Origin of the sequence: Shewanella sp. 10N.286.51.B7, from assembly GCF_002873615.1 — a bacterium.
Taxonomy (GTDB): domain Bacteria; phylum Pseudomonadota; class Gammaproteobacteria; order Enterobacterales; family Shewanellaceae; genus Shewanella; species Shewanella electrodiphila.
In genome coordinates this window covers 17,995-36,528 of the sequence record NZ_MCUF01000076.1, presented here as the reverse complement: position 1 = coordinate 36,528, position 18,534 = coordinate 17,995, and the positions used below count along the sequence as shown (strand labels likewise).

The window sequence follows — 18,534 nt, the reverse complement described above, 5'->3', positions numbered from 1 at the left end:
TCCTGTAAATGGAGGCTTATGTTACTCCGTGATAAGCATATCCTCAATCAGCAGAACAATAATATCGCATTTTTTACTAAAAAATTACCTGTCAAATAATCGGTATCGGGCTGAATTATCCGCTTTTTAATAATTTTTATCTCGGCACGGGCTTTTTATTGCTGGCTTAAACGATTCATCAGTCGATCCATTGCGCGATACCCCAGTGCTTGAGCAATATGACGTCGTTCTGTGGTGTTTGATTGTTGCAGATCGGCAATGGTACGAGCGACTCTTTGTATACGATGAAAACTCCGCACAGATAAACCCAGTTGTTGAACACTTTGGTCGAGAAACTCTAAATCAGCCTGACTCATTGATAAATGTTGCTTCAACAAGGCTGGTGATAGCTCACTGTTAAGCATGCCAGCACGGGCAAACTGTCGTTGCCTAGCAAGATTAACGCGCTTGGCAATACTTTCACTGCTCTCAGCTGTTTTTTGCGGTTGAGTGAGTGTGCCTGCAGGGAGTTTCGGAACTTCAATGGTTAAATCAAATCGATCTAAAAACGGGCCTGACAAACGGGATAAATATCGTTGAATTTGATCGGGAGTTGAACGTGCATTTTCAATATCACCACAAGGACTTGGGTTCATGGCTGCAATCAATTGAAATCGACTCGAAAATTTAACCTTGGCTGCCGCGCGTGAAATAACGACTTCGCCAGACTCCATAGGTTCTCGCAGACAATCGAGTACTTTACGTGGAAACTCGGCTATTTCGTCTAAAAACAATACGCCTCTGTGGGCTAGTGAAATTTCACCTGGTTTAGGAATACTGCCACCACCGACGAGAGAAACCGATGAACAGGTATGATGCGGTGCGCGAAACGGTCTTTCTAAAAAGGCATTAGGTTTTATGTTAAGCCCTGCAACGGAATGAATAGCTGCCACATCAATCGCTTCTTCGTAGCTGAGCTTAGGTAGTAACGGAATAATACGATTGGCAAGCATACTCTTGCCAGTTCCTGGCGGCCCTAAAAAAAGCGTGTTATGTCCACCTGCAGCGGCGATTTCTAATCCTTGTTTAGCTTGATACTGGCCGATGACTTCACTTAAACACAATTCTGCTCCAGTGCTTACCTCTTCAAACCATTGCGGCTGCTGATCCACTAAAGGCAGTTTAGCTTGGCCATGCATAAAAGATGCAAGGTGTTGTAAATGAGCGACAAAGTGAGTTTGTTGATAACCGACTAATTCAGCCTCTCTGCGGTTTTCTAGGGGGATAAAGAGCTGATGCTGCTGATTTTTAGCGGCAATAATGGCAGGCAAAATCCCAATACAAGGACGCACCTCACCTGACAGGGCTAATTCACCAATGAATTCACTATGGGCTAGCTTATCTGATGGCACTTGACCTGAAGCCGCTAAAATCCCTATTGCAATTGGGAGATCATATCTACCGCCTTGTTTAGGCAAATCTGCAGGGGCAAGGTTAACCGTAATGCGCTGCATTGGAAATTCAAAGCCTGCATTAATCAATGCACTACGAACACGCTCGCGAGCTTCTTTAACTGAGGTTTCAGGTAATCCAACTAAGTTAAATGCGGGTAATCCATTACTTAAATGCACTTCGACAGTGACTTTAGGGGCTTCAACCCCGCAGCAGGCACGGGTGATGACACAGGCAATCGCCATAAACAAATCCTTTTGTTTTTCATTTTAAAATACAGTGTTGAGCCAGTTAATTAATCTATAGCTCTCTTAACCCACAGAAAGGTGAATTGGTTTGTTGCAGCTAATCTGCTGTATTAAGTTGGTTGCAATAAGTGTAGCAGCTAATTAAATAGCTGCTATCAAGGAGGAATAACTAAAACAATAGTAAAAAGGGGCGGTGATTATTGAGCTGGAATTACTGGTAATTGTTTTAGGGTTTCGATGCGCTCTTCAATATTTGGGTGAGTACTGGCCCAATCGGGCATATCGAGGTTGTGCTCTGCTTGTAACAATCGATATAAGTCGATGATTGAATCAGTATGGTGATACCAAGTTGTAAGCAGGCTAGCGGCGAATTGATCCGCTTCTCGTTCATGATCACGTGAGTAAGTTAAACTGGTGCCTAATACTGTCACGCTCACAAGCATGTCAGAGATGCCGCTAGCATCTCCAACAATCATGGCGGCTGCTACAGACAAAATGGATGATTGAATCAAGGTGGTGAGGACATGTCGGTGATGCACATGACCCAGTTCATGCAAAATGACGGCTTCGAGTTGTTGATCATTGTTGGCGAGCTTTATCATGTCATCAGTTAAGATGATATGGCCATCAGCAAGTGCAAATGCATTAGCACCATCTTCACTTTGATAGATTAATAAGCTGGGGGTAATGGTAAATGTTATCTGCTGTTGCTGCAGTTTTTCCAGAGTTAGGCTGAACAATTGTTGCAGCTCATTCTGCCTTTGTTGAGTGAGTTGACTGTCACTAAACCCCATTGTTTCAATTAAACTAAAAGTTTGCTCGCCTACTTCTTCAATCACGGTATCAGGTATGACTTGAGCAATCGCTTTAGACGCAGCAGGTATGCCGTGGGCAACACTAAAGTATAGAGCCGCTAATGATACAAGTGTGGCAATAACAATGAGTCCAAGGCTTTTTTCAAATTGGTCAATAAGGCTTTTATGACTGTGTTTTTTAAGCCATTGGTTTAAGACGGCAGGATCTGATGAGATAAAAACATGTCCGCTGGCAAAAGTTATATGGCGGGCCATACTTCCAATGGCATCGGTGACAGAAGTTTGATCAAGCTGAAATTGGCCTGCATGAACCTCTGAGGACAACGTCAGCATTCCATTTTGACCCAGCACTAATGTGGCTGGGTATTTTGTGGCTTGTTTAGGGGCAAGAATATGCCCTGCGACTTTTTCTATCACGGCTACTATCACTTATATAAATCAGCGAACATTTTTAGGCCTCTATCTGCTTTTACACAATACCGATATTAATATCGAAAGCATCTGCAACTTCATCTGCGATTGCTGTACTGCTTTGTTGATCGTGGTCATGCACAGCTAACCTTGTTAAATCACCTTCAACCGCAGTCGTCTCTGCAAAGTATTTTGCAATGCGAACATCTGCCCAAGCTTTACCCATTCCCATTGTGACGATTAACAATAAAAGGTTGGTGATGACCAAATAAAGGAAACTTGATGTTTTCATTGAGGAGACCATTTGCAAGTCATCATCAAGACGGGTTTGACTGAAGACATAATTACGCACACAAACTTGTACGTACGCAGCGATCAGCATAGATACAATGAACATAAAGAAATAGCCAGCGAACATCATGCCAATCAACGCAGTGTTTTGTTTTAATGCAGCTTCAGATGCGCCATTTTGAATCAGTTCCATAATCGTGCCCATCAAGCCGAACACCATACTTAGCAGCGTAAATAAAAAACCAGCCGCGAAGAATAACCCGAGTGCTGTTAGGGCAATTTTTACGTATTGGCGCACTTCAAGTTTTGCAGCAAAAGCTTTATCGCCATATCGATATCCATTAATTAAGTACTGCGCGACACCAGCGCTAACCCAAGCGTAACAATAAATTGCAGCAGCAAAAAAGAACACGATACCAGTCGTAATGGCAATACCAACGACAATAGGATTGTCGGTGAACAGTTTAGTGACAATGCCGATACCGAAGCCACCAGCAAAGACAGCGACATAAGCCGCTAGTGGCTTTAATAAAAGGTTGAGATACGCACCGCTATAGGTACCTGTAAAATCAAACCTTACATTACGAAATCGTGTCATTCGGGCATCAAAACGTGCATTTCTGACGGCAAGAAAAGGGACTGCAAGCATAAATAGAATTGCCATGGAAATGGCTATTAGCGGCATACTGTTACTGAGAATTGACCAAGTGATTAGTAGTACAACTGCGATAATACGGCCAATTAAAATCTGCATTGGTTTAGCGAGATATTCAAACCTGTCACCGCCCAAATCCGTATTGCCATAGAAGTAATTATTTGTGCGGACTTTTGCCCACGCTGAATAGATCCCAAATGTGACCATGGTAAGCAAAACATTCACTATCCATATGCCAAAGAATTCACCACCAATGCCATGAAATTTAAAAGATGTTTTAGTTGAGGGTGTTATTGCATTAACTGAAGTGGCACTTGTGCCTTGTGCTGAGTCTAGATTGCTCATTTATATTTCCTTCCGTTGGAATTAAGCTGCATATTAGAGCGTTAAATGACAAATAAATCAATGTACTTAATCAGTTAATAACATTTGATGCATAAGTAGCTAATGTAAATACTGGCAAGAGTGAATGTTTTAATGCCATATTTCCAAATCCTGACGCTGAAAAAGAATTGTGTCGGAGTCATTTCATTTAGATGTAGTACTCGAACAAATGCCTGCTGGGGTAGTTAAAGCATTAAAAGAAACCGATAGAAACCCAGGTGAAGGCGTTAAAGTTTCAACCATCAATCTGTCTGTATATTCTTATGCGTTATTAAAAAAGCTGAAGTCAACTCAGTGGGCGGCTCGTTTTTACTCGTGCAGTAGTTGGAGTAAGCATCGCTGGGCATCATGAAATGAGACAATTTAATTCGTGCCTTGAACTAAATTTTCATCGTCACTTGTCAATTGATAGTTAGCTATTGATAGTCAGATATTTTCGATCATTTTTGGGTAACAATGGCAGGCTCTGTATCAACAAGAGGTGTTTGAGGTTTGCCAATCAAGCCCTAACTAAATCACATCTAAAAATGCTTTTAAAATGGGCTCTTGAATACGTTTTTCTTTACAGCAACACCCGAGTTTAAAAGGGGGAATAAGCTGCGGTGACTCAAGCTTCACTAAGCGCTCCCTTACAGGGCTATTTTCGACAACTACTTCAGGGCTGATGCTCACACCACATCCCAGTGCCACCATCGATGTAATGGCTTCTTGGCCTGACACTTGTGCATAAATATTGGGCTTAAACCCCATCGCTTTAAACCAATTATCGGCTCTACGACGACCTGGTCCATGATCAGGCACGATAAAGGGTAGTTGTGCCCAGTTGATTGGTGTTTGATTGATCATCTGTTGGGCTTGGCAATGTATTGTTGGGGCGTAGACGTGCAAAGGTACTTGATCAATTTCTTCAAAATGTAGGCTGTTTGGAAGCGAATCAGGCAAGGCAATAATCGCAAAGTCGGCTCGATTGTGCTGGATCTCATCCACGGCATTGGCTGCATCACCAGTAATGAGAGTGATTTCAACTAAAGGATGCTCACGTCTGAAGCGATCTAACAATGCAGGCAAATGGCTATAAGCTGCAGTAACAGAGCAATACAGATTAATACGCCCGTGAAGCAGGGGCTGGTCGGGGTCGATGCGACCTTTTAGATTAAGCCATTCTGATAATGTCTGCTCGGCGAAGCGCTTAAATTCATTACCTGCGTGGGTGATGCTGACACTGCGATTATCGCGTTCAAATAATTTGCAACCAACTTCTTCTTCTAAGCGTTGCAAGGCACGACTTAAGGTCGAAGGGCTGACATGGGTTTGTTCTGCTGTTTTGCCAAAATGCAGACTATCACATAGGTGTAAGTAGAGTTTTAACGCACGAATATCCATGAGATTGCCTTGTACAAGTCTTGGTTGTTTATTGAACGATATAAGGTTTTACCAGTATTGCATAAAATGAAACGTTATGTTCCGAATATATCATTTTAAGCAATAACAAGCATGCGCTATAGTGACTTCAATCACAACTTCTGAGCACTTTGACTGCCAGAATGTTGCGTCTCAAATTTCTGAATTAAAGGTGGTATCTCAGATGGCTAACTATTTTAACTCTCTGAATTTACGTCAACAATTAGCTCAATTGGCACAATGCCGCTTTATGGACCGTACCGAGTTTAGTGACGGTTGTAATTTTATCAAAGATTGGAACATTGTGATCTTAGGTTGTGGGGCACAAGGCCTAAACCAAGGTCTGAACATGCGTGACTCAGGTTTAAATATTTCTTTTGCGCTACGTCCACAAGCCATTGCTGAAAAGCGCGCTTCTTGGAAGCAAGCAACCGACAACGGTTTCAAAGTAGGTACGTTTGAAGAATTAATTCCTGATGCAGATTTAGTGTTGAACTTAACCCCAGACAAGCAACATTCAAACGTTGTCAATGCGGTTATGCCATTAATGAAGCAAGGTTCAACATTATCTTATTCACACGGTTTTAATATCGTTGAAGAAGGCATGCAGGTTCGCCCTGACATCACTGTTGTGATGGTTGCACCTAAGTGTCCTGGTACTGAAGTACGTGAAGAATATAAGCGTGGTTTTGGTGTACCAACGCTAATCGCTGTTCACCCTGAAAACGACCCTAAAGGTGATGGTCTTGCCATTGCTAAAGCCTATGCAAGTGCTACAGGTGGCGATCGTGCAGGTGTTTTACTGTCTTCATTTGTCGCTGAAGTTAAGTCTGACTTGATGGGTGAGCAAACGATTCTTTGTGGCATGTTACAAACTGGCGCCATTCTTGGTTACGAGAAAATGGTTGCTGACGGTGTTGAACCAGGCTACGCAGGAAAGTTAATCCAACAAGGTTGGGAAACGGTTACTGAAGCGCTGAAACATGGCGGCATCACTAACATGATGGACCGTTTATCAAATCCTGCCAAAGTGAAAGCATTTGAAGTTGCTGAAGAATTAAAAGTGATTCTTAAGCCACTATTTGAAAAGCACATGGATGACATCATCAGCGGTGAGTTTTCTCGCACCATGATGGCAGACTGGGCTAATGACGATGCGAACTTATTGCGTTGGAGAGCAGAAACCAACGAAACGGCATTTGAAAACTCACCTGTATCTGACGAGTACATTGATGAACAAACTTACTTTGATAAAGGCATTTTCTTAGTTGCTATGATCAAAGCGGGTGTGGAATTAGCATTCGATACAATGGTTGCTGCCGGCATCATCGAAGAGTCAGCTTATTATGAGTCTTTGCATGAAACGCCACTTATTGCGAACACTATTGCACGTAAACGTTTATACGAAATGAACGTCGTGATCTCTGATACTGCAGAATATGGTTGTTACTTATTCAACCACGCAGCAGTGCCATTATTAACTGATTACGTTAAGTCAATGTCATCTGAGTTACTTGGCGCTGGCCTAAAAGAAGGCTCAAACAGTGTTGATAACAAGCGTTTAATTGAAGTGAATGAAGCGATTCGTCATACCGATGTTGAGTTTATTGGTGCAGAGTTACGCGGTTACATGACTGATATGAAAGGTATTGTTGAAGCTAGCTAATATTTGTTGATTGTGTTGTGAAGTACCTGTTCAGCTAGGCTGTCGAGCAGGCATCAAATCTACTTTCAATGAATGATAAGTAGAAACAATCTATTGAAAATTAGGGGGGTAATTTAAGTTCACCGATGAATTTAAACTTACCTTCATAGCTTTAGATTTTTGTTGTTGTTTGCATTGTCTCGGCAGGGAAGCTGAATTTTTTTTACAACACAGGATTTTTTGTTGTGTTTATAAATCACTTTATGGTACTCCTATAGAGGATGAATTATAAACAAGTCTGGCACTGAGCCTGACTTAACAGAAAAGTTAACAAATATTTTTTAGGACTCAGTTATTTATGTTTAACCAAGCTGCCCAGCTCATTATTGTGATTATTACCGTCGTGATTATTAAGTCACCGCGGGGGTGGCGTTTGGCAACGAGACTGAGTTAATAGTCAGAATTTGCAAAAACCCCCGCTCCGAAAGGACCGGGGGTTTTTTGTTTTATGGGCTTTAACAATCACTGTGACTATGTCGCTTTATCAAAAAATATTTAATTTTAAACGCAGATCAATGACGAGAGTATCAATATGGAATCAGGGCAGAAAATGCGTGGTGCAGACGCAGTCATTAAAGTTTTAGCCGCACACGGTGTGACCACGGTATTTGGTTATCCTGGTGGCGCAATTATGCCGATTTACGATGCACTCTATGGTCACCCAGTAGAACACCTTTTGAGTCGCCATGAACAAGGCGCTGCATTTGCCGCAGTCGGTTATGCTAGAGCAAGTGGTAAAACAGGGGTGTGTTTCGCGACATCAGGACCCGGTGCCACTAACCTTATTACCTCTTTGTCTGATGCGCTATTGGACTCAGTGCCTGTTGTTGCGATAACTGGCCAAGTCTCTACCGCCGTGATAGGTACCGATGCCTTCCAAGAAATCGATGTATTGGGGATGTCATTATCATGCACCAAACACAGCTTTATGGTCACCGATATTAATGAATTAATTCCAACCTTATATAAAGCGTTTGAAATCGCGGCTTCAGGCCGCCCAGGTCCAGTATTAGTTGATATACCTAAAGACATCCAAATAGCAGAGCTTGAGTATAAAACACCATTACTGACTGTCACTGAAGAACCTGCACCTGAAGTCACAGCCATAGATGCTGCACGTGAATTATTACAGCAAGCAAAGAAACCCATTTTATATGTTGGTGGTGGCGTAGGCATGGCTGGCGCGGTCGATCATTTGCGTCAGTTTATTGATAAAACAGGTATTCCATCTGTTGCCACATTGAAAGGCTTAGGCGCCATTGCCCATGGCACTAAAGGTTACCTTGGTATGTTAGGCATGCATGGTGGCAAAGCGGCAAATTTAGCGGTGCAGTCATGCGATCTATTGATTGTTGTCGGTGCACGTTTTGATGATCGGGTGACTGGGCGTTTAGCCACTTTTGCTGGAAATGCCAAAGTATTGCACCTTGATATCGATATTGCCGAAATTAACAAGCTACGTCAGGCTGATGTAGCGATTTCAGCAGATTTCCGTCAAGTGTTACCCGCCCTTGCAGCATCATTGGATATGCAAGCTGAATTGACGCAGTGGCAACAAGAAGTGGAAGACTTATACCGTGAGCATCAATGGGATTATCAACACCCTGGCGATCTTATCTATGCTCCAGCAATGTTACGCCGCTTAGCTAACAAGTTACCAGAAGACAGTGTCGTGAGTTGTGATGTGGGCCAGCATCAAATGTGGGTGGCGCAGCACATGTGGTTCCGCCGTCCTGAGGATCATTTATCTAGTGCGGGTTTAGGCACCATGGGGTTTGGCTTACCAGCAGCAATTGGCGCTCAAGTTGCTCGACCTGATGCGACCGTTGTAACGGTATCGGGTGACGGATCATTCATGATGAATGTACAAGAGCTTACCACCATCAAACGTCGTAAATTACCCGTAAAAATACTGCTTATTGATAACCAAAAATTAGGCATGGTAAAGCAATGGCAGCAATTGTTTTTTGAGCAACGTTATAGCGAAACTGATTTATCCGATAATCCTGATTTTGTGTTAATGGCATCAGCTTTTGATATTCCAGGCCGCACCATTCATCGCGCTGAAGAAGTAGAAGCCGCGCTTGATGAAATGCTCGCAACCCCGGGGCCTTTTATGCTGCATGTCGCTATTGATGATGCGTTTAATGTATGGCCGTTAGTCCCACCAGGGGCATGTAACAGTGACATGATGGACCAAATGGAGAAGCAAACATGATGCATGCAGTTGAATTAAGATTAAAGCCGCAACCTGAGGTGCTAGAGCGTGTTTTACGTGTGACACGTCATCGCGGCTTTACCTTGACAGAATTAACCATGACCGTAAATGAAGACAGTACATTAAAAGTGAATTTTGATGTCGAAAGTGAGCGAGTAATTGGATTGTTAACACATCAACTGACTAAGTTATTTGATGTGCTTGATTGCCAAGTGCTCACAAGCTCAGCAGTGCCAGTTGGAGCTGAAACACCAGCTTCAGTAAGCGCTTAACCATTCATCAATATTCAACAAGGAAAACATTATGGCTGCGACACAATCAGAACTCATTTGGTTTAATGGTGAAATCATGCCTTGGCAGAACGCCAAAGTACACGTGATGACTCACGCAATGCATTACGGCACCTCAGTATTTGAAGGCATTCGTATTTATGATACTCACCTTGGCCCAGCGGGTTTTCGGTTAACAGATCATGTGCAGCGTCTGTTTGATTCAGCCAAAATTTACCGGATGAATGTGCCTTATAGTTTTGATCAAGTGATGCAAGCCTGTAATGACTCAGTCATGAGTAATAATTTACCGAGTGCGTATATTCGCCCGTTAATATTTTTAGGGGATGTAGGCATGGGGATCACCCCGCCAATTGATGCCCAATGTGATATGGTCGTAGCGGCTTTTGCATGGGGAGCATACCTAGGTGAAGACAGCATGGATGCAGGTGTTGATGTCGCGGTCACTTCATGGCAACGCTTGGCGCCAAATACGATTCCTACAGGCGCTAAAGCGGGGGGGAATTATTTATCTTCACTGCAAATTTCGACTGAAGCAAAACGTAATGGCTTTGATGAAGGTATTGCACTTGATACCAACGGTTTAGTCAGTGAAGGCGCAGGGGCTAACTTATTTGTGGTTAAAAACAATAAGATTTATACCCCGCCAGCAACAGCGGCAATTTTGAAAGGGATCACCCGAGATACCATCATGGTGCTAGCTAAAGACTTAGGCTATGAAGTGATTGAAGAAGCAATGGCACGTGAGTTTTTGTACGTTGCAGACGAGATTTTTATGACAGGCACAGCAGCTGAAATTGTCCCTGTTAGAAGTGTTGATCGCATCGAAGTGGGCGCGGGCAAACGCGGCCCAGTGACCAAACAAGTTCAGAGCAGTTTTTTTGGCCTCTTTAATGGTGAAACCGAAGATAAATGGGGCTGGCTAGAACCGCTTAAAAAGTCAGTATAAAACTGGCTACAAATAATAATGAAAAATCCTGTGAGTAGTCTATTAACTACCAAAACATGACCATATTTGACCAATTCCATCGAAAATAATGGAATGACAAAGGAAGGAAAAAACAATGCCTAAACTACGCTCAGCAACCAGTACCGAAGGTCGCAACATGGCAGGAGCACGCGCGTTATGGCGTGCAACTGGTGTAAAAGAAAAGGATTTTGGTAAACCAATTATTGCCATTTCAAACTCGTTTACTCAATTTGTTCCGGGGCATGTGCATTTAAAAGATATGGGCCAATTGGTTGCAGGCGCAATTGAAGAAGCGGGTGGCATTGCTAAAGAGTTCAATACCATTGCTGTCGATGATGGTATTGCTATGGGGCACGGCGGCATGCTGTACAGCCTACCTTCTCGCGAGCTGATTGCCGACAGTGTTGAATACATGGTGAATGCGCATTGTGCTGATGCATTAGTGTGTATTTCTAACTGTGACAAAATTACTCCTGGCATGTTGATGGCGGCGTTAAGACTGAATATTCCAGTCGTTTTTGTGTCAGGTGGCCCAATGGAAGCGGGTAAAACTAAGCTTTCAGATCAAATCATTAAACTCGATTTAGTCGATGCAATGGTGGCAGGTGCAGATACTAATGTCAGTGATGAAGACAGCAAGCAAATTGAACGAAGCGCTTGTCCAACATGTGGTTCTTGTTCAGGTATGTTCACTGCGAACTCAATGAACTGTTTAACTGAAGCATTAGGTCTGTCTTTGCCTGGTAATGGTTCTCTTCTTGCCACACACGCAGCTCGTCGTAACCTATTTTTAGAAGCCGGTCGCCGCGTTATGGATCTTGCGACCCGTTATTACCGTGATGACGATGACAGTGTTTTACCACGTAATATCGCTTCATTTAAGGCATTCGAAAACGCGATGGCATTGGATATCGCTATGGGTGGTTCATCTAATACCGTTTTACATTTGATTGCAGCAGCGCAAGAAGGTGAAGTCGATTTCACCATGGATGACATTGATAGAATGTCTCGCTTGGTGCCGCATTTATGTAAAGTCGCTCCTTCAACACCGAAATACCACATGGAAGATGTGCATCGTGCTGGTGGTGTGATGGGCATTTTAGGTGAATTAGACCGGGCCGGTTTATTACATACCGACGTACCGCATGTTGCTGCTGATAACGGCGGCAACTTAAAGTCAGTGTTAGCCAAATATGATATTGCTCAAACTCAAGATGCGGATGTAAGACGCTTTTACAGTGCAGGTCCTGCAGGTATCCCTACCCAAACGGCATTCAGTCAAGACTGTTACTGGGATAGCGTAGATGATGATCGTCAAGAAGGCTGTATTCGTACTCGTGAAAACGCTTTTAGCCAAGAAGGTGGCTTAGCGGTGTTATCGGGTAACGTGGCTGAAAATGGCTGTATCGTTAAAACTGCGGGTGTAGATGAAGAAAACCTCACCTTTACGGGTAGTGCAAGAATATACGAAAGCCAAGACGATGCTGTTGATGGCATTTTAGGTGGTGAAGTGGTTGCCGGTGATGTGGTTGTTATCCGTTATGAAGGCCCTAAAGGTGGCCCTGGAATGCAAGAAATGTTGTATCCAACCACTTATCTTAAATCCCGTGGTTTAGGTAAAGCATGCGCACTTATCACCGATGGTCGTTTTTCAGGTGGGACTTCTGGATTATCAATTGGCCATATCTCACCAGAAGCAGCGGCTGGTGGCACCATTGCGTTAGTTGAAAATGGCGATCAAATTGAGATTGATATTCCATCTCGTAGTATCAAATTAGCCGTTTCGGATGCTGAGCTGGCTAAGCGTAAAGCGGCAATGGATGCCAAAGGCCCATTAGCGTGGAAACCTGTTAGCCGTGAGCGTTACGTGTCATTAGCACTTAAAGCGTATGCTTTATTGGCAACCAGTGCCGATAAAGGCGCGATTCGCGACCGCAGTAAGTTAGAAGGCTAAGCGAATAAATTAAGCTTATTATCAGCACATTCTTATTATCCTAAACCTTATGTTCTTAGGTAAAGGTATTAAGAATGTGTGCATTTGAAATATAACCAACACTGATGGAATTAAGCCTATGTCTTTAGCACAAGAGTATTTGCAAAAAACGCTGCTGTCATCAGTTTACGACGTAGCGAAAGTCACGCCGCTGTCGAGTTTAAATAAATTATCGGCTCGCTTAGGTAGTCAGGTTTATCTTAAGCGTGAAGATATGCAACCAGTGCATTCGTTTAAATTGCGTGGTGCATATAACCGTATGTCACAGCTAACGCCGCAGCAATGTAAAGACGGTGTGGTGTGCGCTTCTGCGGGCAACCATGCTCAAGGTGTGGCAATGTCAGCAGCCAGTAGAGGCATTGATGCAGTCATTGTTATGCCTGGTACGACCCCAGAAATTAAAATCGATGCTGTAAAAAGACTCGGTGGCAATGTGGTGTTATTTGGTGAAGCGTTTGATCAAGCAAACGAGCATGCTAAGCAATTAGCCGAAACGGAAAATCGCACATATATAGCCCCGTTTGATGACGAAGCTGTGATAGCAGGTCAAGGCACAATTGCCCAAGAAATGCTGCAGCAACAACGCGACCTTGATACCGTATTTGTACCAGTAGGTGGTGGTGGATTAATTGCAGGTATTGCAGCTTATTACAAAGCGGTGATGCCTCAAGTTAAAATTGTCGGTGTTGAACCTGAAGATGCCGCTTGTTTAAAGGCGGCCATGGAAGCTGGCGAGCCAGTGACATTATCGCAAGTTGGCTTATTTGCTGATGGCGTAGCAGTAAAACGCATTGGTGAGGAACCTTTCAGAGTCGCGAAAGATTATGTCGATGAGGTCATAACGGTAACATCAGATGAAATCTGCGCAGCGGTTAAAGATATTTTTGAAGATACCCGCGCTATATCAGAACCCGCAGGTGCATTGTCTGTTGCTGGACTTAAAAAATACATACAGCAGCATCCAAAAGAGGCGGGTAAAGGTGAGAAGGTTGCGGCGATATTAAGTGGCGCCAATGTCAACTTTCATAGTTTACGTTATGTGTCTGAGCGCTGTGAGTTGGGTGAACAAAAAGAAGCCGTGTTAGCAGTAAAAGTGCCTGAAAAACCGGGCAGCTTTTTACGTTTTTGCCAAATTCTCAATAGACGGGCAATGACAGAGTTTAACTATCGTTTTAATAGTCGTGACAGCGCAGTGGTGTTTGCAGGTATTCGCATTAGCCAAGGCCAAGCTGAGTTAGATGAGATTATTACCAACTTAGAAGCTGAAGGTTTTCAGGTTCAGGATTTATCTGAAGATGAAACCGCCAAGCTTCATGTGCGCTATATGGTCGGTGGTCGCCCACCAGAGCCGTTAGATGAGCGCTTGTTTAGCTTTGAGTTTCCAGAGCACCCTGGGGCGTTACTTAAGTTTTTAACCACGCTTCAAAGCCAATGGAATATCAGCTTATTCCATTACCGTAATCATGGCGCAGCATTTGGTCGTGTATTGGCGGGGTTTGAAGTACCCGCTTCAGATGAGGCGGCATTCGCCCAGTTTTTGACTGATTTAGGTTTTGTTTATCAAGAAGAAACTCATAGCCCTGCTTATCAGCTCTTTTTAAGTTCAGGTCAGCATTAGTCTCACCTTTTTCATCATCTTGACTCATTAAAATAGCTTCTTCGGGAAGCTATTTTTTTTGGGGTGAGATAAGTACTAAAAAGGATTTTTAGCTAATAAATTTCATGTGGATAGCGCCTTTTGGCTTATCTGTGTGTTATTGTCATTTCAGCCCAAAGAGGCAATAGCCACAAACGAGATAATATTCGGTGGCGTTAAATAAAATTAAAAATGTAGGTTTCATTGAGCTATTACAAATTGACCTCGAGCCAAGGAGACTTTGATGTTATCTGTACCAACAATTTCTGCACCAAGTATTAATGCTTTTAATCCACCACGTCGCACGCTAATGGGGCCTGGCCCTTCAGACGTGTATCCAGAAGTACTTGCTGCACAAGCTAAGCCAACCATCGGTCATTTAGACCCATTATTTGTCGCAATGATGGATGAGTTAAAGTCCCTTATTCAATACGCCTTTCAAACTGAAAACGAAATGACCTTAGCCGTGTCTGCACCTGGCAGTGCGGGAATGGAAACGTGTTTTGTTAACTTGGTTGAAGCTGGCGAAAAAGTCATTGTTTGTCGCAATGGTGTCTTTGGCGAGCGTATGCGCCAAAACGTTGAACGTGTGGGTGCCACTGCTGTTGTCGTCGATAACGAGTGGGGCGAACCCGTTTCTGTCGAGGCCGTAGAAGCAGCGCTGAAAGCGAACCCTGATGCTAAGTTTCTCGCATTTGTGCATGCTGAAACCTCAACCGGCGCATTATCTGACGCTAAAAGCTTATGTGCTTTAGCGCAGCAACATGATTGTATTTCAATCGTTGATGCTGTGACCTCGCTTGGTGGTGTTGAGCTACGTGTTGATGAATGGGGCATTGACGCCATATATTCTGGTAGTCAGAAGTGTCTTTCATGTGTACCAGGTATTTCACCTGTGTCATTTTCTGATAAAGCCGTCGCGAAAATCAAAAGTCGAACTACGCCTGTGCAAAGTTGGTTTTTAGATCAAACTTTAGTGATGGGCTATTGGGGTAATAAAGACAGCGGTGCTAAACGAAGCTACCACCATACTGCGCCAGTGAATGCACTATATGCATTGCATGAGTCATTACGATTACTCGCCACTGAAGGCTTAGAAAATGCCTGGCAGCGTCATGCTGATATGCACCAATTATTACGCAGTGGCCTTGAACAATTAGGATTGAACTTTGTTGTTGATGAGTCGTGTCGTTTACCACAGCTGAACGCAGTATACATTCCACAGGGCGCAGATGATGCGTTAGTGAGAAAGCAATTACTGGAAAATTATAATCTTGAAATCGGTGCTGGATTGGGTGCTCTGGCTGGTAAAGCTTGGCGTATCGGTTTGATGGGGTATGCTGCCCGCCGCGAAAACGTCGCTTTATGTTTGCGCGCATTAGATGAAGTGCTTAATTAGCACTTCATCTGCACTTAATTAGAGATTAACTTCGCTAAGTGAGCATAAAAAAATGGCATCCTAGGATGCCATTTTTGTTTTATCGTTAATTGAATCTACTATCAGCTGGAGTTATGCGTCAGCTGAAAGCTTTTTTTCTAATTCTTCAACTTGAGCTTGTAATGCTTCGAGTTTTTCACGGGTTTTTAGTAACACGTGCTGCTGAACTTCAAACTCTTCACGAGAAACGACATCTAATTTCATTAGTTGGCTTTGTAAAACTTGCTTTGAACGCTCTTCGAATTCGCCTGCAAATTGCTTTACACCACTAGGAAGGTTATCACTCAGCTGCTTAGCAACTTCTTCAAGTTTTTTTGGATTAATCATCGTCAATACCATCTTCAATTAGGTTTCTTGTTTATGAGTTAATTGTACCTGAGCCCGTCTGCATGTCCAAAGTTATCGCTCAGCTTGTGTGATGGTTCTAACATTGCAGGGGAGAGCTTGATAATCAATACGCTTGCTATGCCGCTTTCGATCGAATCGCCTTAAGGGTTAACCGAATAGTGATATCGTTGAATTTAATCATTGTCGATCGCTGCTTTCTGGTATGATCGCACTCCGTTTATTTTCGTTATTGGTAAAGTCGACAGCATGAAGTTAAATCCTGGGCAAAATGATGCCGTTCACTATGTTTCTGGACCTTGTTTAGTATTAGCAGGGGCAGGCAGTGGTAAAACTCGGGTAATTATTAACAAAATTGAATACTTAGTCGAAAAGTGTGGCTACAAGGCGCGCAATATTGCCGCTGTGACTTTTACCAATAAAGCTGCGCGTGAAATGAAAGAGCGTGTTTCACAATCGATGGGACGCAAAGAAGCTCGTGGATTATGGATCTCTACATTCCATACGCTGGGGTTAGAGATCATCAAGCGTGAGCATAAAGTGGTCGGTTTAAAAGCAGGCTTTTCGCTGTTTGATGATCAAGATACCTTTGCACTGCTTAAAGAGCTTACTGAAGATGAGCTTGAAGAAGATAAAGATCTCATTAAAGCCCTTGCCAGTGCCATTTCTAATTGGAAAGGCGACTTAGTCATTCCTGATCAAGCGCTTAAACGTGGCGGTGATGAACAAACGCAATTATTTGCTAAATTATATCAACGCTACGCTCAGCACATGAAAGCTTACAATGCGCTAGATTTTGATGATCTTATTTTGCTGCCGACATTATTATTACGTAACAATGAAGAAGTGCGCACTCGTTGGCAAACTCGTTTTCAGTACTTGCTTGTGGATGAATATCAAGATACCAATACCAGCCAATATGAATTGGTGAAGCTATTAGTGGGTGAACGAGCTCGTTTTACCGTGGTAGGTGATGATGACCAATCCATTTATTCGTGGCGTGGTGCTAAACCACAAAACTTGGTGTTATTGGGCAAAGACTTCCCGCAATTACGCTTAATCAAGTTAGAGCAAAATTACCGTTCTAGCCAACGAATTTTGCGTGCAGCGAATATCCTGATTGCTAACAACCCCCATGTTTACGATAAAAAACTGTTCAGTGAACTCGCTTACGGTGAGCCGCTCAGAGTGCTGTTTGCCGCCAATGAAGAGCAAGAGGCCGAACGTGTTATCGCTGAGATAGTTCGTCATAAGTTTATGGGCAAAACTAAATTTGGTGATTATGCGATCTTGTATCGAGGTAACCATCAATCAAGGCTGTTAGAGCGCGCCTTAATGACCAACCGGATCCCTTACAAGTTATCTGGTGGTACGTCGTTTTTCGCCCGCGCAGAAATTAAAGACATCATGGCTTACTTACGTTTAGTAGTGAACCCTGATGATGACAATGCATTTTTACGTGTGGTAAATTTGCCTAAGCGTGGTATTGGCCCCGCAACGCTTGAGCGTCTTGGTAATTACGCCAATCAAAAACAAATCTCGATGTTTGAAGCGATTTTTCAGGCAGAGCTTAATCATCATTTAGCGCCAGCGGCAATGGCCTCCCTGTATCAGTTCGGTAAGTTTATTGTTGATACCGGTGAAATTGCCACTCGCGGTGAACCTGTAGATGCAATTAAACAGCTTATTCGTAAGATAAATTACGAAGATTACCTATATGAAACCAGTACCAGTGCCAAAGCGGCTGAAATGCGAATGAAAAATATTTCAGAGTTATACCGTTGGGTGACTGAAATGCTGGAAGGTGATGAATTAGATGAGCCGATGACATTACCAGAAGTGGTAACGCGCCTTACTTTACGTGACATGATGGAACGCAACCAAGAAGATGAAGGTGGCGATCAAGTTCAATTGATGACACTGCATGCTTCAAAAGGCTTGGAGTACCCATATGTGTTTATGGTGGGTACTGAAGAGCGTATTTTACCGCATCAATCGAGCATCGATGAGGATAATGTTGATGAAGAGCGCCGTTTAGCTTATGTGGGCATTACACGTGCACAAAAAGAGTTATGGTTTACTATGTGCCGCGAACGTCGCCAGTTTGGTGAAACCATGCGCTGCGAACCCAGCAGATTTTTGCTGGAATTACCGCAAGATGATTTGATTTGGGAAAACCGTAAGCCAAAACAAACTGAGCAAGAAAAAGCGCAATCCGCTAAAACCAATATTGCTAATATTCGAGATATGTTTAAAAAATAGCAATATCTCTTCAATACTCGCCTTATGGCTTATGGCTTATG

Annotated in this window: 14 protein-coding genes; 9 read left to right on the top strand and 5 right to left on the bottom strand. The window is 43.2% G+C overall.

Going from position 1 to position 18,534, the window contains the following annotated elements; translation table 11 throughout:
- Window positions 1-155: 155 nt before the first annotated feature.
- The 3 genes from BCU84_RS18680 to BCU84_RS18670 form a co-directional block, all read right to left on the bottom strand.
- Window positions 156-1,676, bottom strand: coding sequence for a YifB family Mg chelatase-like AAA ATPase (locus tag BCU84_RS18680; protein ID WP_102529563.1), 1,521 nt, complete (start codon window positions 1,674-1,676; stop codon window positions 156-158).
- 200 nt (window positions 1,677-1,876) lie between these two features.
- Complete coding sequence (locus BCU84_RS18675) at window positions 1,877-2,911, bottom strand: M48 family metallopeptidase (RefSeq protein WP_102529562.1); 1,035 nt, start codon at window positions 2,909-2,911, stop codon at window positions 1,877-1,879.
- A 52-nt stretch (window positions 2,912-2,963) separates the two neighbouring features.
- A complete protein-coding gene (locus BCU84_RS18670; RefSeq protein ID WP_102529561.1) occupies window positions 2,964-4,196 on the bottom strand; it encodes a YjgN family protein in 1,233 nt (410 codons plus the stop codon).
- Window positions 4,197-4,365: 169 nt separating this feature from the next.
- Between BCU84_RS18670 and BCU84_RS18665 the strand changes: the two genes are divergently transcribed.
- Window positions 4,366-4,587 (top strand): hypothetical protein, encoded by a 222-nt coding sequence (locus tag BCU84_RS18665; RefSeq protein WP_133146661.1) that lies wholly within the window; start codon window positions 4,366-4,368, stop codon window positions 4,585-4,587.
- A 158-nt stretch (window positions 4,588-4,745) separates the two neighbouring features.
- On the opposite strand, the gene ilvY is transcribed toward BCU84_RS18665, so the two are convergent.
- Window positions 4,746-5,618, bottom strand: a complete 873-nt coding sequence (gene ilvY / locus BCU84_RS18660; RefSeq protein WP_102529559.1) for an HTH-type transcriptional activator IlvY — start codon at window positions 5,616-5,618, stop codon at window positions 4,746-4,748.
- Window positions 5,619-5,820: 202 nt separating this feature from the next.
- On the opposite strand from ilvY, the gene ilvC reads away from it, so the two are divergent.
- From ilvC to BCU84_RS18620, 7 genes are all read left to right on the top strand, one after another.
- Window positions 5,821-7,302 carry a ketol-acid reductoisomerase gene (ilvC, locus tag BCU84_RS18655; protein WP_102529558.1) on the top strand — a complete coding sequence of 494 codons (1,482 nt, stop codon included), beginning with the start codon at window positions 5,821-5,823 and terminating at the stop codon, window positions 7,300-7,302.
- Between the two features lie 571 nt (window positions 7,303-7,873).
- Window positions 7,874-9,559 (top strand): acetolactate synthase 2 catalytic subunit, encoded by a 1,686-nt coding sequence (gene ilvG, locus BCU84_RS18645; protein ID WP_102529556.1) that lies wholly within the window; start codon window positions 7,874-7,876, stop codon window positions 9,557-9,559.
- Entirely contained in the window at window positions 9,556-9,831 is a 276-nt protein-coding gene (ilvM, locus tag BCU84_RS18640) for an acetolactate synthase 2 small subunit (protein ID WP_102529555.1), read from the top strand. The genes ilvG and ilvM overlap by 4 nt, the downstream gene beginning before the upstream one ends.
- A gap of 31 nt (window positions 9,832-9,862) precedes the next feature.
- Window positions 9,863-10,798 (top strand): branched-chain amino acid transaminase, encoded by a 936-nt coding sequence (locus BCU84_RS18635; RefSeq protein ID WP_102529554.1) that lies wholly within the window; start codon window positions 9,863-9,865, stop codon window positions 10,796-10,798.
- A 115-nt stretch (window positions 10,799-10,913) separates the two neighbouring features.
- Window positions 10,914-12,773, top strand: a complete 1,860-nt coding sequence (ilvD, locus tag BCU84_RS18630; protein WP_102529553.1) for a dihydroxy-acid dehydratase — start codon at window positions 10,914-10,916, stop codon at window positions 12,771-12,773.
- 118 nt (window positions 12,774-12,891) lie between these two features.
- A complete protein-coding gene (gene ilvA, locus BCU84_RS18625) occupies window positions 12,892-14,430 on the top strand; it encodes a threonine ammonia-lyase, biosynthetic (RefSeq protein ID WP_102529552.1) in 1,539 nt (512 codons plus the stop codon).
- Between the two features lie 262 nt (window positions 14,431-14,692).
- Complete coding sequence (locus tag BCU84_RS18620; protein ID WP_102529551.1) at window positions 14,693-15,847, top strand: alanine--glyoxylate aminotransferase family protein; 1,155 nt, start codon at window positions 14,693-14,695, stop codon at window positions 15,845-15,847.
- A gap of 111 nt (window positions 15,848-15,958) precedes the next feature.
- Here the strand turns inward: BCU84_RS18620 and BCU84_RS18615 are convergent, their stop codons facing one another.
- The gene (locus tag BCU84_RS18615) at window positions 15,959-16,213 is read right to left on the bottom strand and encodes an accessory factor UbiK family protein (RefSeq protein ID WP_102529550.1); all 255 of its coding nucleotides are present in this window, start codon (window positions 16,211-16,213) and stop codon (window positions 15,959-15,961) included.
- 267 nt (window positions 16,214-16,480) lie between these two features.
- Between BCU84_RS18615 and rep the strand changes: the two genes are divergently transcribed.
- Window positions 16,481-18,493: a DNA helicase Rep gene (rep, locus tag BCU84_RS18610; protein WP_102529579.1), complete on the top strand. Its 2,013-nt coding sequence runs from the start codon at window positions 16,481-16,483 to the stop codon at window positions 18,491-18,493.
- The last annotated feature ends 41 nt before the right edge of the window (window positions 18,494-18,534 follow it).

What these genes read in the sequence shown, in the direction of transcription:
- ilvG (WP_102529556.1), top strand. Translation starts at nt 7,874, where the DNA reads ATGGAATCAGGGCAGAAAATGCGTGGTGCAGACGCAGTCATTAAAGTT.
- ilvA (WP_102529552.1), top strand. Translation starts at nt 12,892, where the DNA reads ATGTCTTTAGCACAAGAGTATTTGCAAAAAACGCTGCTGTCATCAGTT.
- BCU84_RS18680 (WP_102529563.1), bottom strand. Translation starts at nt 1,676, where the DNA reads ATGGCGATTGCCTGTGTCATCACCCGTGCCTGCTGCGGGGTTGAAGCC.
- BCU84_RS18615 (WP_102529550.1), bottom strand. Translation starts at nt 16,213, where the DNA reads ATGATTAATCCAAAAAAACTTGAAGAAGTTGCTAAGCAGCTGAGTGAT.
- ilvD (WP_102529553.1), top strand. Translation starts at nt 10,914, where the DNA reads ATGCCTAAACTACGCTCAGCAACCAGTACCGAAGGTCGCAACATGGCA.
- ilvM (WP_102529555.1), top strand. Translation starts at nt 9,556, where the DNA reads ATGATGCATGCAGTTGAATTAAGATTAAAGCCGCAACCTGAGGTGCTA.
- BCU84_RS18670 (WP_102529561.1), bottom strand. Translation starts at nt 4,196, where the DNA reads ATGAGCAATCTAGACTCAGCACAAGGCACAAGTGCCACTTCAGTTAAT.
- BCU84_RS18635 (WP_102529554.1), top strand. Translation starts at nt 9,863, where the DNA reads ATGGCTGCGACACAATCAGAACTCATTTGGTTTAATGGTGAAATCATG.
- BCU84_RS18620 (WP_102529551.1), top strand. Translation starts at nt 14,693, where the DNA reads ATGTTATCTGTACCAACAATTTCTGCACCAAGTATTAATGCTTTTAAT.
- rep (WP_102529579.1), top strand. Translation starts at nt 16,481, where the DNA reads ATGAAGTTAAATCCTGGGCAAAATGATGCCGTTCACTATGTTTCTGGA.
- ilvY (WP_102529559.1), bottom strand. Translation starts at nt 5,618, where the DNA reads ATGGATATTCGTGCGTTAAAACTCTACTTACACCTATGTGATAGTCTG.
- ilvC (WP_102529558.1), top strand. Translation starts at nt 5,821, where the DNA reads ATGGCTAACTATTTTAACTCTCTGAATTTACGTCAACAATTAGCTCAA.